This is a genomic window from Acinetobacter uliginosus (assembly GCF_044130295.1).
Taxonomy (GTDB): domain Bacteria; phylum Pseudomonadota; class Gammaproteobacteria; order Pseudomonadales; family Moraxellaceae; genus Acinetobacter.
In genome coordinates this window covers 1-20,012 of sequence record NZ_JBIQOC010000054.1, presented here as the reverse complement: position 1 = coordinate 20,012, position 20,012 = coordinate 1, and the positions used below count along the sequence as shown (strand labels likewise).

The 20,012-nt window shown below is 40.8% G+C and carries 15 protein-coding genes, 1 tRNA gene and 2 pseudogenes; 13 read left to right on the top strand and 5 right to left on the bottom strand.

Annotation, left to right across the window (positions count from 1 at the left end):
- Positions 1-87 precede the first annotated feature (87 nt).
- From ACE01T_RS11260 to rpmE, 4 genes are all read left to right on the top strand, one after another.
- Positions 88-2,250 (top strand): AmpG family muropeptide MFS transporter, encoded by a 2,163-nt coding sequence (locus tag ACE01T_RS11260; protein WP_180174798.1) that lies wholly within the window; start codon positions 88-90, stop codon positions 2,248-2,250.
- A gap of 289 nt (positions 2,251-2,539) precedes the next feature.
- Positions 2,540-2,941: a lactoylglutathione lyase gene (gene gloA, locus ACE01T_RS11255; protein WP_166166964.1), complete on the top strand. Its 402-nt coding sequence runs from the start codon at positions 2,540-2,542 to the stop codon at positions 2,939-2,941.
- 227 nt (positions 2,942-3,168) lie between these two features.
- Positions 3,169-4,167 (top strand): bile acid:sodium symporter family protein, encoded by a 999-nt coding sequence (locus ACE01T_RS11250; RefSeq protein WP_180174799.1) that lies wholly within the window; start codon positions 3,169-3,171, stop codon positions 4,165-4,167.
- A 203-nt stretch (positions 4,168-4,370) separates the two neighbouring features.
- On the top strand, positions 4,371-4,595 hold the full coding sequence (rpmE, locus tag ACE01T_RS11245) for a 50S ribosomal protein L31 (protein WP_001200845.1): 225 nt from the start codon (positions 4,371-4,373) through the stop codon (positions 4,593-4,595).
- Positions 4,596-4,681: 86 nt separating this feature from the next.
- Here rpmE and ACE01T_RS11240 read toward each other — a convergent pair whose 3' ends face one another.
- The 3 genes from ACE01T_RS11240 to epmB are packed head-to-tail and all read right to left on the bottom strand — an operon-like array spanning position 4,682 to position 9,553.
- Positions 4,682-6,796: an EAL domain-containing protein gene (locus ACE01T_RS11240; protein ID WP_180174800.1), complete on the bottom strand. Its 2,115-nt coding sequence runs from the start codon at positions 6,794-6,796 to the stop codon at positions 4,682-4,684.
- Positions 6,778-8,523 (bottom strand): cyclic-di-GMP receptor FimW-related protein, encoded by a 1,746-nt coding sequence (locus tag ACE01T_RS11235; RefSeq protein ID WP_395519276.1) that lies wholly within the window; start codon positions 8,521-8,523, stop codon positions 6,778-6,780. The genes ACE01T_RS11240 and ACE01T_RS11235 overlap by 19 nt, the downstream gene beginning before the upstream one ends.
- Positions 8,524-8,536: 13 nt before the next feature.
- A complete protein-coding gene (epmB, locus tag ACE01T_RS11230) occupies positions 8,537-9,553 on the bottom strand; it encodes an EF-P beta-lysylation protein EpmB (RefSeq protein ID WP_395519275.1) in 1,017 nt (338 codons plus the stop codon).
- Positions 9,554-9,623: 70 nt separating this feature from the next.
- Between epmB and efp the strand changes: the two genes are divergently transcribed.
- From efp to ACE01T_RS11190, 8 genes and pseudogenes are all read left to right on the top strand, one after another.
- Entirely contained in the window at positions 9,624-10,193 is a 570-nt protein-coding gene (gene efp, locus ACE01T_RS11225) for an elongation factor P (protein WP_086195645.1), read from the top strand.
- A 173-nt stretch (positions 10,194-10,366) separates the two neighbouring features.
- Positions 10,367-12,479 (top strand): annotated as a pseudogene (locus tag ACE01T_RS11220) (carbon starvation CstA family protein).
- Positions 12,476-12,778, top strand: a complete 303-nt coding sequence (locus ACE01T_RS11215; protein ID WP_180043297.1) for a YbdD/YjiX family protein — start codon at positions 12,476-12,478, stop codon at positions 12,776-12,778. The pseudogene ACE01T_RS11220 and the gene ACE01T_RS11215 overlap by 4 nt, the downstream one beginning before the upstream one ends.
- Positions 12,779-12,874: 96 nt before the next feature.
- Complete coding sequence (locus ACE01T_RS11210) at positions 12,875-13,837, top strand: AAA family ATPase (RefSeq protein WP_373423514.1); 963 nt, start codon at positions 12,875-12,877, stop codon at positions 13,835-13,837.
- Between the two features lie 24 nt (positions 13,838-13,861).
- The gene (locus ACE01T_RS11205) at positions 13,862-14,767 is read left to right on the top strand and encodes a DUF58 domain-containing protein (RefSeq protein WP_180043313.1); all 906 of its coding nucleotides are present in this window, start codon (positions 13,862-13,864) and stop codon (positions 14,765-14,767) included.
- 3 nt (positions 14,768-14,770) lie between these two features.
- On the top strand, positions 14,771-16,780 hold the full coding sequence (locus tag ACE01T_RS11200; protein WP_180043301.1) for a transglutaminase TgpA family protein: 2,010 nt from the start codon (positions 14,771-14,773) through the stop codon (positions 16,778-16,780).
- A 31-nt stretch (positions 16,781-16,811) separates the two neighbouring features.
- Positions 16,812-16,888 (top strand) — tRNA-Val (locus tag ACE01T_RS11195).
- A gap of 164 nt (positions 16,889-17,052) precedes the next feature.
- Positions 17,053-17,980 (top strand): annotated as a pseudogene (locus ACE01T_RS11190) (tyrosine-type recombinase/integrase).
- A gap of 27 nt (positions 17,981-18,007) precedes the next feature.
- On the opposite strand, the gene ACE01T_RS11185 reads toward ACE01T_RS11190, so the two are convergent.
- Together ACE01T_RS11185 and ACE01T_RS11180 are read right to left on the bottom strand one after the other, a co-directional pair.
- Complete coding sequence (locus tag ACE01T_RS11185) at positions 18,008-18,847, bottom strand: SPFH domain-containing protein (protein WP_349926951.1); 840 nt, start codon at positions 18,845-18,847, stop codon at positions 18,008-18,010.
- A gap of 139 nt (positions 18,848-18,986) precedes the next feature.
- Positions 18,987-19,154 carry a hypothetical protein gene (locus ACE01T_RS11180; RefSeq protein ID WP_395519274.1) on the bottom strand — a complete coding sequence of 56 codons (168 nt, stop codon included), beginning with the start codon at positions 19,152-19,154 and terminating at the stop codon, positions 18,987-18,989.
- Between the two features lie 228 nt (positions 19,155-19,382).
- On the opposite strand from ACE01T_RS11180, the gene ACE01T_RS11175 reads away from it, so the two are divergent.
- Complete coding sequence (locus ACE01T_RS11175; RefSeq protein ID WP_180043307.1) at positions 19,383-19,622, top strand: hypothetical protein; 240 nt, start codon at positions 19,383-19,385, stop codon at positions 19,620-19,622.
- Positions 19,623-20,012: the final 390 nt, after the last annotated feature.

Below are 20,012 nucleotides of genomic sequence, written 5' to 3'. Positions count from 1 at the left end.
AAAATAATGATTTCACAATTATTGTTGAAACTGAACTTATTAAGCGTTTGAATAGCAGCATTCAGTTTTGCAGAAAAAAACAACGTAATGACAACACAATCTATAGGGTGGAAATCTGCCTTTACTGCTTTTCTCGATCGTCGTGCATTGATCATGCTGTTTTTAGGCTTTTCAGCTGGTATTCCCATTCTTTTGATCTTTTCCAGTCTGTCCTTATGGCTGGGTGAAGCCGGCATTGAAAAAAGTGCAGTAACCTTTTTTAGCTGGGCAGCCCTGGGCTATTCATTCAAGTTTGTTTGGGCACCTTTGATTGACGAGTTGCCGGTGCCATTTTTGACCCAAAAGCTGGGGCGACGTCGGGCCTGGTTGCTCATTGCACAAGTTTTAATTATCAGTGCCATTTGTACGATGGCTTTTTCTAATCCAGCACTCGGTCAGGGCTATTTATATCAGATGGCAGCAGGAGCTGTGTTACTCGGTTTTTCTGCAGCAACTCAGGATATTGTGATTGATGCCTATCGTATTGAACTTGCAGAAACTGAAATGCAGACAGTGCTTGCCTCGACTTATAATGCAGGTTATCGCATCGGGATGATTGTGGCCGGTGCAGGTGCATTGTTCCTTGCGGCCTCACTTGGAACGGCTAAAGGAAACTATATTTATAGCGCCTGGAAAATTACTTATTTGGTTATGGCAGCAGTCATGCTGGTCGGAATTATCACCACTTTAGTGATTCGTGAACCGAAGGTTGATCGCACTTATAAAGATTATAAGCGTAGTGATTACTATCGTCTGGTGGCCGTATTTTTTGTTGCCGTGATTGGCTTTGTATTGAGCTATATTTTTTCCGGAACTCTAACCGAATCTGTTAAGGCACAATTTGCAATTACCGATTCATTATTGCTGTTTTGCTTTGAAACCTTGCGCTTTGTTGGATCTGCTGCGGTAGCCGTATTGCTGGGCTCATTATTGGTCAAAATGGGTGCGGTCAACAAGCAAATGGCTATGGAAACCTGGATCAGCCCGATTGCCGATTTTTTTAGACGCTATGGCTTAAAGCTGGCTTTGGTTCTGTTATTGCTCATCGGTTTCTATCGCATCTCGGACATTATTGCCGGGGTCATCTCCAATGTGTTCTATCAGGATTTAAACTTCAGTAAAGAGCAAATTGCGGAAGCAGTAAAAATTTACGGGGTGATTTTCAGCCTGGTCGGTGGTTTCCTGGGTGGCTTGTTGGCACAGCGTATGAACATTATGAAACTGATGTTTGTTGGTGCAATTTTGGCCAGCTCAACCAACCTGATCTTTATCGGTTTGGTGAAATCAGGCCAGCCAACCCATGATGTTCAAGTCACGGTAGGTCAGCACAAGTATCAGGTTCAATCGGATGAAGTGGGTTACTGGAAACTGAAAGTGCCGAGTCAGGTTTTGGCACAAGCCAATGCAGTACAGGTTCAAGTGCAATATCAAGATGATACACAACCCTCAGTAGTGAGCACAGTTCCCTATTTAAAACAGAATGCGCAACAGCAAGGTGCTCAATCAGGCATGATGCAAATTCTGCCGGTGACCAGCGATAATGTTATTGCTTCAAATGAACAACAGAACAGTCTGGTGGTACGGGGCCAGTATGTTGGGCAGCCCTTGAATGAAACACAAAAAATTGTCCTGAGTTTGGACGGTCAAAAATTTGATGCCAATCTGGACAAAACAGGTGTATTTAGCACCGCTATTCCAGCAGAAAGCCTGGTAAATTCAGCATCAAAACAGCTCGTGGCTGAAGTGATCGATAATGACAAAGCCATTTTAAGCGCACAGCATCGCTATACTATCGATATGAACTCAACTACAGCCAAAGATCTGGATATTGATGTACAGCCTTTAGCTGCAATCAATGTTCAATCGGCTGACGATGTTGAAATTAGCGGCAAGGTCATTAAACCTTATAGTTCGCTGTGGTTATATTTTGCCATTATTGTCGATAACCTGGCATCGGGATTGGCAGGTGCAGCATTCATCGCATTTTTGTCCAGTTTAACCAGTGTATCTTTCACTGCAGTACAATATGCCATTTTTAGTTCGCTGATGACTTTAACGCCGAAGATTTTAGGCGGCTATTCAGGAACCATTGTGACCAATATTGGTTATCCGAATTTCTTCCTCATGACCACGCTGATTGGCATTCCAATTTTAATCTTGGTGGTCTGGGTGGCGAAGCTGTTGCGTGAACATCAGCAACAGTCCAATTAAGCTCAAATTTTTAAAAAATGAATGAAAAACCCATTTTGTCTTGAAGATGAAATGGGTTTTTTCTTTGGCTAAAAATTGCAGTAAAGGTTCAGTCTTATTTTTTAAATAGCCTAAGTGAAGACTCCATCATTATGGTGCGCTGTGCTGTTAAGCAGAATATTGATTTAAAAATGTAATAATAATGGGGAAGTGAAACAATAAATGATATCCAGCTCCAGTTTGCTAAATTGAATTTTCCCCAGCAACTCCCTATAGTGTCTGTAAAAATTGAAACATAGGAAAATGAATGATGCGCATGCTGCATACCATGTTACGAGTAGGCAATCTAGAACAATCTTTAAAGTTTTATACTGAAGTACTCGGTATGACTTTACTTCGTAAACGTGATTATGAAGAAGGTCGATTCACTCTGGCTTTTGTCGGCTATGGTGATGAAGAAAACCATACCGTACTGGAATTGACGCATAACTGGGACACAGAAAGTTATGAGCTGGGCAATGGCTATGGCCATATTGCGATTGCGGTCGATGATGCCTATAAAGCCTGTGAAGAGATCAAGGCACGTGGTGGTAAGGTGGTGCGTGAAGCTGGTCCAATGAAGGGTGGTGTTACCGTGATCGCTTTTGTTGAAGATCCAGACGGCTATAAAATCGAGCTAATTCAGCAAGATGTTAATGCCAGAAATAACTAACAGACTTCTTTGCTCATTATTGACACTCTTTTTATTTTTTCTCCCATAAGGATAAATAAAAGGAATTGATGACAGAAGTCTCATCATAAAGTGATATAGATAAACTAAATATTCAACATTGAGTTGAAACACTGGCTTTATTTATTCAGCCCAGTAAGATGAAACTTTACCGCAAGGTAAAATCACTTATTGGGTTTTTTATTGGCTGTCATTTACAGGACGTAATAATGTTAAAACTGTTGGCATTGGACCGCTTTACCATTTTGCTGGTAGTGATGGTAATTTTGGCCAGTATAGCTCCAGTAGCAGGCGGAGCTGCAGATGTTTTTGGAATTTTAACCAGCATTGCCATTGCAATCCTGTTTTTTTTACATGGAGCAAAACTGTCCCGAGAAGCGGTGATGCAAGGCATCATGCACTGGAAGTTTCATGTGGTGGTTTTTGTATTTACTTTTGCATTATTTCCTATCCTTGGATTACTTGCACAACCCATTCTGTTACCTCTATTAGGTAAGGAACTGTATTGGGGCTTCCTGTTTATGTGCTTCTTGCCCTCTACCGTGCAATCTTCCATTGCGTTTACTTCGGTAGCAAAAGGTAATGTCGCCAGTGCAGTGTGTAGTGCTTCATTTTCCAATATCGTTGGTATGTTTATTACCCCGGTATTGGTCAGTTTCTTTATTCTAGGTCAGTCACAGCATGGTTTTGATCCAACTTCCTCGATTGTTCAAATCACCTTGTTATTACTGGTGCCGTTTATTTTAGGGCAAATCCTGCGACCATATGTTTATCCTTTGATGCTGAAAAAGCCAGGTATAGTTAAAGCCTTTGATCAGGGCACTATTTTAATGGTGGTGTATGGGGCATTTAGTGGGGCAGTAGTTGCCGGTTTGTGGCAAGAAGTGAGCTGGCAGACGTTGCTGATTTTGACCGTATCCTGTTCAGTATTCTTGACTATCATCATGCTACTGGCTTTATATCTTCCAAAATGGCTGGGTTTTAACCGGGAAGATCAAATTGCCATGTTCTTTTGCAGTTCAAAAAAAACATTGGCTAGTGGAGTGCCGATGGCACAAATTTTATTTATTGGCCAGTCTTTGGGTATGATTGTTTTGCCGATTATGATTTTTCATCAAATTCAGCTTATGGTCTGTGGAGTCATTGCCAACTACTGGTCAAAACATCCTGTAGATGAGTTTAAAGAGATAGAAGAGGGTAAAGAATAATTCGCTATCTGTTATTTTTTCCCGTATAATTGCGCCCACTTGTTGTGCTTAGCCCTGACGGTATCCGTCTCGGTGGGCCAAAAGAATGGTCTGTTGTGGTGTTGGTCTGGCTTTTTCCTGGATCAAGCTTATTCCTCATGAATCATGAGAGTGATCAATTGCGATGACAGCATAAGCCTTTCTTAACTTAGGAGTAATCGACGATGCGCGCCGATATTCACCCAAAATATGAAAAATTAGTTGCTACTTGTTCATGTGGTAACGTAATCGAAACTCGTTCAGCGCTTGGTAAAGAAACAATTTACCTAGACGTATGTTCAGCATGCCACCCATTCTATACTGGTAAACAAAAGAATGTGGACACTGGCGGCCGTATCGACAAATTCAAACAACGTTTTGCAGGTATGTCACGTTCTATCAAACGTTAATACCCAAAATGAAAAAAACGGGCTTCTTGCCCGTTTTTTATGTCCGTTATTTCATCAATGACTCAATTACAGACCTTGTACAAGACCTATTGGTCTTGTACATCAATCAAATGATCCAGTTTTTTCTGGAAATAATCGCCCTGAATAAAACGAGCATCCACGTTCCATGCGTTTGCAAACAGAGTCATGTCATTGAGATCGCGCAGCATGATTTCGCTAGCTTTAATTTCCTGGAAGGCACTCAGCTTTTCCTGTAATTCTTGCGTCGATTTTTCTGTTTGCAGCATTTTGGTCAAATTCTGATGTAAAGTTAAACAATTTACATCAAGTTGACGTAGCATCGACTCGCTATAAATGCTATTACCAAAGTCTCTGAGGGAAACTTCAGCGCCAAATTGACGTAACTGGGCAATATACTTTTGAGCATCTGAGATATTTTGACTAATATCTTCTTCTGAAAATTGTAAAACTAATGGATGCTTCAATTTACTGCGGACAATGGTAATGAGTTTGGAAATGAATTCAGGGAAGCTTCGGTCGTGTAATAGTACAGCTTTATTCAAATTCACAATCAATTTTGCTTCAGGATATTGAGTAATGAAATTATGCAGTTGTTTACATGATTCCACTAATATCCAGCGATCCAGTTTAATGGATAACTCAGGATCGTCTGCAAGTTCTCTTAAGCCAGCCAGATCTTTCCAGGCATTTTCATAAATAAAACCGCTGGTGACTTCATAAGTATATAAATTAGTGTCTTGCTTATCGTAGAGCTGTTGATATTTAAGGTGAATTTCACCGCGATCCAAGCTTTGTTGCAAGGCTCTGAGTAGGGTTGCTTCAGGTGAACTAGGTACTGCCTTAATTTCGGGTTGCTGTAGCTCAATGCTTGGAATGTTTAAGGGTGTTTCTAATTCAAGTGCAGGAGTCGGCTGATTTTCCGGTAAAGCAGTCTTGTAAGCTGTAGCAATAAATTGTTCAAAATGTTTTTCATCACGTATTTCAGTATCGAGCAGTGTATAGCCAATTCTGAGATTCAGCGGATAGGATGTGTGATCAATGGACAATAATTGCGGTTTAGTTAATGAACTTAAACCGATCAGTTTGGACTCTAATTTGGCTTTAGATTCGGCTTGGAACAAGCCCACATAAATACCAAAACTTGTTTGAAATAATGGAGCATGAGTTTGCTCTTTTAAAAAATCCTTGATATTAGTGGAATAATTTTTGAGTGTATCCCACTCCTCTTTAAAAATATTATCAGGACAAGAAGCCAGGGAAAATACCACGAGGGCATTAATATCTGAAGGTTGTTGAGTGATGGTACGATTAATCAGCTGATAGGTATTGGACTTTGGAGCATCGGCTGTTGTAGATGTAGGCTGAACTGATGGTGAAGATTCAATATCAATCGTAATTTGTACGGCATCTTCTTCATTCGTAGAAGGTAAAAACTCAACTTTAAGCGGGTTTGGAACAGATATTTGATGATTTAAGCTGTTGATTTCAAAACGCCCTAAATCAAACTGACCTTGTGAAATTTTTTTAAAACGTAACTTAAAATCATTTAAATCTTTAGGCTGAAGTAGGTCGAGTAAGGGAAGTCCAACAATCTGATCTTCATTATTAAGCCCAAAAAGTGTTAAATATTCAGGGTTTGCCTGGACATGAATACCTTCCTGAATCAGTGCAATGGCTTTGTTGCTCTCTTGAACTAAAGACTGGGCCTGGGTTTGAGCTGTTTCTAGCTCTTCCATTAAATGTTGTTGTGTCAGCAGCAAACGACTGAGTGAAAGGGCACGTAAAAGACCAATATAAAAACGATCTGGATAATCCAGATTAAGAATGTCATAAATCCCTTTACGAATATAACCTGCGTATTGATCGGCCTGATAATCATCAGGTTTGAGCAGGATCATTGGAAGGTTTGGTTGCTTGGACAGGCGGATTAAGCTTAACGCCTGTTCATATTTTAAGTCATAAGCACGACCAAAAATAACCAGATCCCAAGTGTGATGTAATTGCTTTTCGAAGTTTTGTAAATCATCCAGCAAGGTTGCATGTACTAAATGTTCACTGGATGTTAAAAGGTCACGAATTTGGTTAAAACGTATTTGATTATCATCGATAATGAGTAAACGTGTTTCAGTACGTTTTAACTTTTTAGACAATAATGGATTTCTCACTTTAATGCTTCCCATAAATCGTGATTCTTGACTTCATTCGTTTGCTTATTAATAAAGTTGTTGATCAAGTTTTCTTGTTGCTCATTCAGTAATTCGAACTCAAAACGGATAAAACTTTGTGTAATGATTTGTGCTTTGGTGAGATAAATTTTTATTTCTTCTCGTCCTAGGCGTAAATGAATAGTTTGTTTTTCCCTAAACATATGTGAACCAGACACGATCAGGCTGGTGGATACCTCATCAACTTGGCTAGACTGAACGATTAGGGCAGGCTGGTAATTATTGCTATGACGATCTGTTTTGATCATGACAGCACAAGGGAATAAATCTTGTGCCAAGACTTCTAGTCCCAGTTCCAGGCTTTTGGCTGTTGACTGCTTGATCCAGCGGATCACACCGCCACGCCATGGGCTATGGGTATTTTCCTGAATTAAAATAAATTCACCAGTTTTCAAATTCGAAGGTGCAGAGCCATTCCATTTAATTCTGTAACCATTGACACTGATGTCCAGAACTTCTGCAGAATAAATCTGTTTGGCTTCCCGGTCTAAAGTTTTCGCCGTTGTCATTTCAGCAGGAATATTCGAATTCATCGAATTAATAAAGCTGCTTTCATTGTGGAACTGATAATTGCCATCTAGATCCAGAGTCTCATGAAAGTTTTTGCCCTTAGAGAGGTAAAAATGTGCCACTGAAAGACTAAAGCAGATTTGTAATTGTGCAGAATATTCATAACGCTCATGACGACGTTCAGTATTGGTCGTAAGCAGGTTGTGAATATGGAAATGCAGGGCCGGTGTTAAGAATAGCTTTTCATTACGCGATAGATAACCCGATTTTTTGGTTTGGGTTTCCGAGAGATGATCTAATAAATTTTGCGTTGAAATATAAATGGTTGGTTTATATAAACTGGATTGATTGACATTGAAAACAGGGGGATAGTCTTTATGAATATCGACAATATAGCGAGAAAGCGAAGTTTCTTTGGGTAATACATGAACCAGTTTGGCCCAGTCAAAACTGCATAAATATAAGCCCTGCATTTCAGAAGGCCGAATTTGATGAGTATTCAGAATTTCCAGCAATACCAGTTGTGAATAAGCCTGAGCAACGGTTTGTAAAGGATGCTGCGTGTCTAAAATCTGGTTAATATTGGTTTGATAAAAATTATTTTTAATTGCACATTCAATCAGCTGATGTGCAATTAACCATTGTCCAAATAAAGGCGTGCTATAGAGCAGATGCTGTTGATAAAGCAATAAAGACAGCTGCTGCAAGGCATAATAAGTAGACACGATTCTGGCAGTCTGCAAACTTTTCTTCTGGTTGAATGCAAATAGAGAAAACTTTTGCATGCTGAGCTGGGTGTTGCAGCGTTTTGAAATATCGATATAAATTTTGGCAAAATGACTACGTAGCAGCATCGCTAGCTCAATGATCTGGTCGCTGCGGTCATTGCTCATCAGCCCCTGATTGAAAAAATGCTTTTCCAGGCTGCCTAAAACATTATCCAGGGTAGGATGCAGGATTTGAATCAAGTCAAAACGCAACATTTCCGGACATTTAAGTTCTGATATTTCCAGCAAGGCATTGAAAAGTTCTTTGGACGAATTCCCCAATTGAAGAATGGATAAATTGCATACCCAGTCTTGTAAGCCTTTTGCATTGGTTGGGCAGAAGCTTAATTTTTCCAACTTTAACTCTGTTGGTGTTTGGAAGATATCTGAATTACTCATAAGCATCGTTATTATTAACTCAAAAAGTTGAAACCCCAAAAAGCGGTGTTTTATTTTTTTCGCCCGCTATTTCCCTAACGAGTTTAGGAACCAAATATCCCGGCAGGTTCTCTAAAACCTCTTTATATATCAGATTAATTTCTTCAGGACTTAAGTCAAAATGATGGGCACCTTTTACTTTGTCTAATACGTGTAAATAGTATGGCATCACGCCCGCTTCAAACAGGCGATAACTTAAATCCACTAACAGCTGCGCAGAATTATTAACCCCTTTTAATAAAACTGCCTGATTCAGCACGGTAATTTGATGTTGAACCAACGCTGAAAGTTTGGAACAGGTAAACTCGTCCAGCTCAGCGGCATGATTTGAGTGTACCACTAGAATAATGCGCAGCCTACTGTTTTTTAATAAGGAAATCAGCTCTTCATCGACACGGTTGGGGATTACGATCGGAACCCGTGAATGAATTCTCAAAAATTTAATTTGCGGCATGGACTCAAGACGTTCAATCCACAGGGCAAGTTTTCGATTTGACAGGGTAAGCGGGTCGCCACCGCTCAAAATAACTTCGTTTATATCTGGTTGATTTTGAATATATTGTTTAATATTTAACCAATCTTCATTTTTTGGCAGGTTTTCCTGGTAGGGAAAATGACGGCGGAAACAGTAACGACAATGAACTGCACATGCCCCAGTTAAGGTGAGTAAAAAACGCGATTTATATTTATGTAATACGCCTGGCTGTTGATTCGCCTGTTCCTCACCTAAAGGATCGGTTACAAAACCAGGATGATCTTCAAGTTCCAGATGATGGGGTAATACTTGTAACAGCAGAGGGTCAAGCGGGTTGCCAATGCTCATTTTTCCGACGAACGCACGGGGAACACGCAACTTAAACTTTTCAGAAGCTAGGATTGCCCCTGATAATAATTGATCAGGCGAGAGCTGAAGTGTTTCAAGCAACTCTAAAGGGTCCGTAATCAGGTCACTCAGTTGAGGTTGCCAGTTTTGCTCTTGATACAAATAGTTTATCATGCCAGATGTTAAAAATAATGCTAGTCTAGCATTAATAGATTTAAGTTAGTAAGTTTGGAGCGAGCCTTTCATGGCCAATTATTCTACAAATGACTTTAAGCAAGGCCTTAAAGTAATGCTTGACGGCAACCCATGTTCAATCATGGAAAATGAATATGTAAAACCTGGTAAAGGTCAAGCATTCAACCGTGTAAAACTTCGTAACCTTAAAACAGGTAAAGTTTTAGAAAAAACTTTTAAATCGGGTGACTCTTTAGAAGCAGCGGACATCGTGGAAGTAGAAATGAACTACTTGTACAACGATGGTGAAATGTGGAACTTCATGGATCCTGAAACTTTTGAACAGATTACTGCAGACAAAACTGCAATGGGTGATGCTGCAAAATGGTTAAAAGACGATTCTAACGAACTTTGTACCATTATGTTATTCAATGGCGTTCCATTGACAGTAAGTGCACCAAACTTCGTCGTATTGAAAATCGTGGAAACTGATCCAGGCGTACGTGGCGATACTTCTGGCGGCGGCGGCAAACCGGCTAAACTCGAAACTGGTGCTGTTGTTCGTGTACCATTATTCGTACAGCAAGAAGAAAGTGTTCGTGTAGATACTCGTACGGGTGACTATTTAGAACGTGCATAATGGTTTTAAAATAGACTATTATCGAAAGGGATGATCAAAATCATCCCTTTTTTTATGCCAAAGTATTAGATGAAAAGCAAAATATGAGGAGTACAGTCGCAAGGGAAAAAACAGCAGTATACCGAACAATAAAAAATGAAGGCTGATTTATGCATTAGATATGAGGGCTTTACATGGAAACGATTCAACCGAAGTTATCAATAACTTCCAAAATAGTGTGGCTTCTGGTGGCAGTTCTAGGTGCGGTGTCCTTTGGGATACTTGCAATCAGCAGAGGTGAGCATGTCAATGCAGTCTGGCTGGTTTTAGCTGCCATCTGTGTCTATAGCATCGCTTATCGCTTATCGCTTCTATAGCTTATTTATTGCCAATAAAGTTTTTGAACTCAATGCCAGACGTTTAACCCCCGCTCATCGTCTGGCAGATGGTCTGGATTATGTGCCGACCAATAAATATGTCTTGTTTGGACACCACTTTGCAGCCATTGCCGGTGCCGGGCCTTTAGTCGGACCAATTCTTGCGGCACAAATGGGCTACCTGCCAGGAACCATCTGGTTGCTGGTCGGTGTTGTACTTGCAGGCGCTGTGCAGGATTTTTTAGTCCTGTTTATTTCGACCCGCCGTGATGGACGATCACTGGGTGAAATGGCAAAGCAGGAGCTTGGTTCTTTTGCCGGTATCATTGTGATGCTGGGTGCATTAGGCGTCATGATCATTATTCTTGCTGTGCTTGCCTTGGTGGTGGTAAAAGCCCTAACCAACAGTCCATGGGGTGTATTCACCATTTCAGCCACTATTCCAATCGCCTTGTTTATGGGCGTATATATGCGTTATATCCGTCCGGGAAAAATTGCCGAGGTTTCAATCATCGGTTTTGTGCTGATGATGCTGGCGATTGTCTATGGCGGTAATGTGGCAGCTGATCCGTACTGGGGGCCCATCTTTACCCTTTCAGGTACGCAGTTGACCTGGTGTCTGATCACTTATGGTTTCATTGCTTCTGCATTACCGGTCTGGTTGCTGCTCGCGCCACGTGATTACTTGTCTACCTTCTTGAAGATTGGCGTGATTGCCGGTCTGGCCGTGGGCATTATGGTGGCATTGCCTGAAATGAAAATGCCGGCGGTAACGCATTTCGTGGATGGTACAGGTCCTGTCTTTGCCGGTTCGATGTTCCCGTTCCTGTTCATTACCATTGCCTGCGGTGCCATTTCCGGTTTCCATGCCCTGGTTTCTTCAGGTACGACACCTAAACTGGTTAATAACGAAGTGGATATTCGTGTGATCGGTTATGGCGGCATGTTGATGGAATCGTTTGTTGCGGTTATGGCAATGATTTGCGCCACCATTCTTGAGCCTGGTGTATATTTCGCAATTAACGCACCTGCTGCGGTCCTCGGTACAACGGTGGAAAGTGCGGCAGAAGCGGTACGTACTTTAGGCTTTGTGGTGACACCTGAAGCCTTGACTCTGCTTGCTCAGGAAGTGGGTGAGAGTTCAATTCTATCGCGTACCGGTGGTGCCCCAACATTTGCCATTGGTATGGCGCACATTATTACGGAAATTTTCAATAACCGTTCCATGATGGCGTTCTGGTATCACTTTGCCATCCTGTTTGAAGCATTGTTTATTTTAACAGCGGTAGATGCCGGTACACGTGCTTGCCGTTTCATGGTTCAGGATACTGTCGGTATTGTAATTCCTGCGGTGAAACAATCGCACAATTTCTTTGGTAATTTGTTGGGTACCGCAGTCGCTGTTGCAGGCTGGGGTTTCTTCGTTTATCAAGGTGTGATTGATCCGCTCGGTGGAATTAACAGCTTATGGCCACTATTCGGTATTGGTAACCAAATGCTGGCGGCTATGGCACTGATTTTAGGCACAGTCATTCTGTTCAAAATGAAGAAAGAAAAATATGTTTGGATCACGATTGTTCCCACCATTTTCCTGTTCATTACCTGTATGACTGCTGGCTGGCAAAAAATCTTCCATGAAAATCCGAAAATTGGTTTTCTGGCACAGGCCAACCGTTTCTCTGATGCCATTGCTCGTGGAGAAATCTTAAAGCCAGCCAAAGACATTGCTGAAATGCAAACGATTGTGTTCTCCAATCAGATTAATGCAGTACTGTGCGGTTTCTTCATGATTGTGGCGGTGGTGATGCTGTTTGCTGCGATTGGTGTCATTCGCCGCGCATTGGCAAATCCAAATCCGACTGTGCATGAATCTGAAGCCATTTACAGTGATGAGATTAGCTCAAATGAAGTGGCAGGAGAGGTGAAATGAGTCTAAAAGATCAAATTCGTCAAAAACTGGCACTGGGCAAAATTATCAAGTTTACGGTATTGGCTCAACCAAAACAGTTTTTGATGCTAAATGGCATTAAAACCATTCAGCTCATTTGGCAACGCCTGCAGCAAAGCTTTCGCCTGATGGTGGGGGTGCCGGACTATCAGACCTATTTGGCGCATATGGCAAAACATCATGCCGATTTAACCCCCATGGATGCCAAAACATTTTACCGTCACTGTGTGGATTCACGTTATCCAAGCGCAGGCGGTGGAATGAAAAAATGTCCCTGCTAGCCTGAAGATATGTTTGTCTGAAATCTTCTGATTTATTTGGAAAAACAACAAAACGGTGTATGTTAATCATGCACCGTTTTTTATTGGGGAAAGAGTGTGATTTGGGGTATGAATAAAGTTCAAAAACAGGAACTCACGCTAGCACAACAAGAGCTGAATTTTCAGGTAGAATTTTTTGCTGAAAAAATTCAGGCATTCCTGACTCAAATCAATCGGATTATTTTGGATAAAGAGCAGCAAACCAAACTGGCTTTATGTTGTTTGCTATCCGGTGGACATGTGCTGTTTGAAGATTTGCCGGGGCTGGGTAAAACCACCTTGTCCAGTGCCTTGTCGCATATTGCCGGATTGAAGTTCCAGCGTATTCAGTTTACCAATGACATGCTTGCCAGTGATGTGATTGGGGTGAACATGTTTAACCAGAAAGAGCATCAGTTTGAGTTCAAGCAGGGACCTATTTTTACCCAAATTTTGCTGGCTGATGAAATTAACCGCTGTAGTCCAAAAACGCAAAGTGCTTTGCTGGAAGCGATGGAAGAAGGCCAGGTGACGGTAGATGGGGTACGTTATGATTTACCGCGACCTTTTTGGGTCATCGCTACGCAAAATCCGTTGTTTCAGAGTGGAACTTATAGTCTGCCCGAATCGCAGCTCGACCGTTTTTTGATGCGTTTGTCACTAGGCTATCCATCACGTTCTGCAGAAAAACTGCTATTACAGCAAGATTCCCGCTATGCCTTGATTTCAACCTTGCAACACGTCTTTAATGAAGAGGAAATTTTGACAATTCAGCAGCTAGTGACGCAAGTTTATATTGTCGATGCAGTGCTGGATTATCTACTGGATCTGGCTGCTGAGACCCGTAAAAGCCCGCATGGTTTATCGACCCGCGGATTATTAGCCTTGAAAAAAGCAGCTCAGGCGCACGCCTTTATTGAACAGCGTAGTTATGTGACTCCAGATGATGTGCAAGCGGTGTTTGCTGCCGTGGTGTCGCATCGTATTGGCCTAAGCGAAGCAGAAACCTTGCAGCTGATGCAGCAAGTCCAGATCAGCTAAAGGGTGATTGACTTGACTACACTTTTGACCCAGCCGTGGCACAAATGGTTAGCGAAACGCTTCCAGTTTAAAAAAATCAAACAGCTCTCGCAAAAAGACATTCTGATTTTTATCTATCAGCAGGGATACCTGTATCTGGTGTTGATTTTGCTGACGTTTATTGCCGGGGTAAATTATGCCAACAACCTGATTCTGGGTTTTTGCTTTCTGGTCAGTGCCATTTTATGTATCAGCTTTTATTTAACTTTTAAGCAGCTGCATGGGCTCAAGCTTGAGGTTTCAGTCAATGAAGTTGGGCAGGTGGGCCATCAACTGGATTTGCAACTCCATTTTCAGCAAGCGCAAAAGCAGCCGCGTTATTTGTGGGTTAAAACTAGCCAGCATTTGGAAAAAATATTCATTTCAGAATTGAAGCAAAACATGACCTTGTCATTTTTTACTGAAAAAAGAGGGAGGTTTGATTATCCAACCCTTCAGGTCTATTCAGTTTATCCTTTTGGGCTGGTGCGGGCCTGGACCTATTTTTACTTGAAAGAATATTCATGGGTGGCCCCTAAAGCGGCTTTTTATCCTGCAGAAAACAAGCAGCATCAGCACAGTTTTGAGCCGGATATGGATGAATTCCGTGAACTGCGTAATTTCAAGGCTGGAGATAGCTTGCAAGCGGTGTCATGGAAGCAGGCAGCACGTGGACAAGGTTTATATATCAAGGTATTTGAACAGCACAATGAGCAGCCGAATATTGAAATTCATTATCACAATATGCCGAGTACTCAGCATGAAGAAAAACTGAGCCTCATGATGGGCTTAATTGAACAATGTGAGCAAATGCAGTGTGCATATGCAGTTTTTTTACCGCAAGCTGAACTGGCTGCAGGTTTGGGTAACAGCCAGTTATTACAGGCCAAAAAACTTTTGGCGCAGGCTTAAATCATGATTGATACACAGATCAGAACCTCGATACTGATGACCCTGTTATTGATACTGATGGCACAGGTTATTTTTAATCCGCTGGTATTGAGCCTTATTTTTGCCCTAATTATCTTTTTTTTATTTTATAGCTTAAAAGATCAGTCCAAGGCTTTATCCAGAGTGTGGACCTTTGTGCTGACTTTAGTTGCTTTGGCTGCAATTTATTTTAACTATCAAACTTTTATTGGTATAGAAGCTGGCGTTGCCGTTTTATCTACTTTTTTATTTGCTAAGGCGCTGGAAAGCAAGAATAAACGTGATGTCATTATCCTGTTTAATTTTGCCATGTTTGTTAGTGCCAGTTCATTTTTATTTAGCCAGTCCATCTGGATGGCACTGATGGTGCTGCTCTGTTTACTCAGTTGCCTGATCGGCCTGTACCGTTTACAGACCCATGAATTTAGACAATTGCAAAATTCATCCGGTGCATGGCAAAGTGATGCCAAACATGTGGCTAAATTCCTGATTCTGGCTTTGCCTTTTTTTATCCTACTGTTTGTGTTTTTCCCGCGCTTGCCACCACTTTGGGCGATTCCGATCCCGGTACAAAAAAGTGTCACTGGGATGAGTGACAGCATGTCACCAGGGGATATTGCCGAGTTATCGCAGTCAAGCAGTCTGGCATTTCGAATTATTGGCGATATGAATCAATTACCAGACCGCAATGATTTATATTGGCGAGCGATGGTTTTAGACCAGTATGACGGTAAAACCTGGACCAGCAGTTTTGTCAATGAAAAACCGGTCGCAATTCAAAATCTAAAGAACGGAAAATACAGTTTTAATTATCAGTATTTAGCTGCTGATCCTCATGTGATGTGGGTGATGGGACTAGAACAATCGCGACCATTACAACAGAACTATCAGTTAAAACAGGATGGCCGTATTACGCCAGTACGACAAATTTTGCAGAATCAGCCGATTGTATTGCGATGGCTGGGCAATGCTCAGTCGCAAGAACAGACTTTATATAAAACAGGATTTTTGCAACAGATCAATACCAAAATTCCAGAGCACTTGGATGAGCAATCACGCCAGTTTGCATTTGAGATGTTCAAGCGGAGTGGACAGCAACCTGAACGTTATGTCAGCAATATTTTGCAGTGGTATAAAAATAATGGTTTTGCTTACACCTTGAATCCCGGCTTGCTGGGAGAAAACCGGATAGATGAATTTCTGTTTCAATCACGTCGTGGTTTTTGCGAACATTATGCCTCAAGTTTTGCTTTGCTTATGCGTTATGTCGGCATACCTGCACGTGTAGTAGTGGGTTATCAGGGTGGACAACTTGCCCCTGATCGAGCCAGCTGGGAGGTGCGACAGCTCGATGCACATGCATGGACCGAAGTTTTATTGCATGGAAAATGGCAAAGAATCGATCCTACAGCGATTATCGCGCCACAACGCATAGATGGGGGAATGCAAAATTATATTGAAAGTGATCGCAGTATTTTGGGCAATAAAGAACAGAAATGGAGATATCGCCAGTTTGCAGTGATGAAAAACCTGAGAATCTGGAGTGATTATGCGAGTTATCAATGGCAAAGCAAGGTGGTGGGCTATGATGCCGAAAAGCAGCAAGGCTGGTTGTCCACGCTGGGTATTAAAAATGCTTATGCCAGCAGTATCATCATGTTATTGAGTATTCTGCTGGTGGTGGCGGTTTATTTTATCTGGATTTTTTATCGAAGCAGTCGGTCGGTTTCAGCTTATGAGCGTGCCATTCAACAATTTTCTAAACAATTGGAATTCAACTTGCGCAAGCAGCCTGCAGAAACTTTTTATAGCTGGATGCTTCGTTTGGCTGAACGGGCAGAACAGGATCAGCAACAGATATTTACTCAAACAGCACAGCATTATCAGCAACAGCACTATTCTTTAATGCAAAATCACCAGCAAATAAAGCAATTTAGAAAAATGCTTAAAACATGTGCAAATACTTTAAAAAATAATAGAAAGCACTTGTCTTAAAAAATAAAAGTGAATATGATTCACAGCACTTAGGTGTATAGCTCAGTTGGTTAGAGCGCTACGTTGACATCGTAGAGGTCAGCAGTTCGAGTCTGCTTATACCTACCAATATTCTAAACGTTATGTTATAAGGGTTTTAAGCGAAATCAGTAGTTTAAAACCCTTTTTTGTTGTCTTAAATAAAGTCTACCCTTAACAGCACTATCTTTAAAATCGCTATTTTTTGCCGATAATGTCGTTAAATTTAGACCAAGAATATAGAGTTATAGACCATGAAAATGCCCAAACCGATCAAGCGCGGTGAAAGCTATAGAATTAAAATAATGATTGCTGGAAAAACATATTCAGCAACTAGAGATACCGTAAAAGAATGCGAGCAATGGGCCGCGCAAAAATTACTTGAGGCAAAGGCAAATAAGCTGGCGGAAGACCAGGGCATAAAACAGCATTACCCATTCAAGACACTTTTTCATAAATATTATGATGAGCATGGGCGAAAGCTTCGTGGATCTAAATATGTGAAAGAACAACTCGGTCCTTTTGATGAGAAATTTGGTGCACTGGCAGATATGTCTATTCATGACATCACACCAAAGCATTTAACAGCCTGGCGAAATCAACGCTTAAAACAGGTTGGAGCTAATACAGTGCTCCGTGAAATCGCTCTTTACTCATCTGTATTCAGTTACGCTGTAAAGGAACTATTCCTGCTTGAGACAAACCCATGGATGGGTTTAAGAAACCAGCAAAGCCTAAAGCTCGTAATCGCCGTATTCGTGATGATGAAATTGATTTAATTCTGGAAGGTTTAGGTTACCAGCAAGGGCAGGTGCCAACATTGCCAGAGCATTATGTTGCCTGGGCATTTTTATTTGCCTTAGAAATGGCGATGCTCGTAATGTGCCACTGACTAAAAAGGCTTTAGTTTTGTTGGATCTGATTGATCATGATGGTGATAAGTTGATTCCACAGAATGAGAATGCTTTCAGGTTGATGTGGGAACGCCGTAAAGCGAAAGTAGGGCTATCGGACATACATTTCCATGACACACGCCATGAAGCGATTACTCGGTTCGTGAATAACCAGAAATTACTGGTAGAAGTTTTGGCTAAGGTGACAGGGCATAAAAATATCAAAGTTCTGGTGAATACTTATTACAACCCAGATGTTGAAGACATTGCGGATATGATGGATGCATAAAAAAGCCCTCATAAGAGGGCTTTTTCATTATTTTAATTGACCTACACCAGTGAATTTGTCTGGAACAATTACCATAGTATTCAATGTTCCTTTTTCAGCAGCTTTGAGCAATGCTTCAGCTTTAGTCTTTTCAGCTTCTGCACGTAGTAGATCTACATATTTTTCAGATGCATTTTCTGCTAAAACTTTTTTGATTTCAGTTTCAACACGTGCAGTTTCTAATTCATTTTGCTTTGTCTTTAAAGCATTTTGAGAATTAACAATTGCTAATGATGAGTCTAAAATAGATTTAGGTGGTGAAACTTTTAAAATATTAATTTCATTAACTTTGACAAACTTATCTTTGCCTTGAGCTTTTAATTTAGTATTAATACTGTTCTTTATTTCAGTCTCTATGACCGCTCGATTGTCATTTACAGCTAAAGCTTTATATTTACTCACAACATCATTGATTGCCGAGTTTGCAACGTATTGTACATATTGACCTAGCAAATATACATCACCATCATCTGTAATAATGTGCTGCGCTTTTTCGGTCTTATAAGCGATTGCAGCATTTGATGGCACAATCCCGTAATTCACTTTTAATTGAAAATCTTGCATTGGAATCTTTTCGACTACAATGGGTTGAGATTCAACATTAAGTACAAGATTTCGCTTTGATACTTTGATTACATCACCGACCACGGTTTGATGTAATCCTTGCCCCAGTACGGTATCTTCAATTTCACCGCTGAACGTTTGACGAATACCAACATCTGCATCAGTGATGCGCGTAAAGCTTGCAGGTATAATAATTAAAGCCAGAATAATTGCGACGATGATTGTGGCTACTATGCCAACAGTCCTATATGGCTTTTTTTCCATGTTTTACCCCTTTATCAAAAAATAATTAATTTTTTCTACTGCGCCCACGTTTAGCCACAGGCCTAGCCGTTAAAATCAAGTTCGCCTGTTCTGGATCATAAAGACACTTTCCTTGAGTACCTTTATTGATCTCAGCACATCAATCACGGACCGCATCAACACTAATGCCATATTGTTGAGCCAATTCTGAAGTTGATACTAATTTAGGGCTTACATCCTTAATCGATACGATCTTTGCACCGCCCACCTCAGAGCCTACAAATAGCTGAGGTGCTTCACCATGTACGGTGATTTGAAAAACTCCCATTATGGCATCTCCCGCAAACTCTGCAAAACTTCAAAAGGCAATTTCACATTTGGCTCATCATTCCGCATCCAAAAATCAACAGCGATATAATAAAGTGCAGATACTTGCTCAGCTGTAAGTTGTTTTGACTGTGCCAGTTTGACTGGTTACATGCGGTGCCAAGTCTTCAGTAAAGTCTTTTGCAATTTCTAGAATATCCATCACGCCACCTCTCGTCTGATATTAGATATGGTCGTTAAACTCGGTAACTACAAGGAAGGCCTAGATAAAGCAGGTCGTCAGGCTAAAAAATCAGGCAAGGAAATCGAAAGTGGTTTAAATGTTGGTTCGCTTACAATTAAAGCTCTAGGTGGAGCCACAAAATTTCAAAATTATTTAGTATATACTCTGTGTGGTAAGTGTAATATTTTGCACTTAAAGCTACTTTTTGCTGATTATGTACAAATTAATGTACTTAACCACATGTAACGCCAAATTTGCATCAACAAAAGGAAATCGCATATCTTTGTAAAGGTCTTATGAATGTCATCAAAGATATGCAATTTCATCGCAATGATTTCCCTGTTTCAATTGCTGAGGCCTTAGGTGATAGGCTCAAACGTGTACGTCTCAATAAAAACTTAACTCAGAATGAAGTTGCTCAACTTGCATGGATATCGAGACGAACAGTGCTCAATTTCTTGTATCACCACGTGTATCACTGAATTTTTTTAATTAAAAAATATATAAAAATCAAAATTTTAAAAATGTGTTCAGAGGTGGTCCCACATGTTTGAACAACTAAAAGCGTATTTATAAGTGATACTCTGCTCTAGTTAAGCTACCTTATTTTGTTGGGGTAGCTGGTCATAGTAAAAC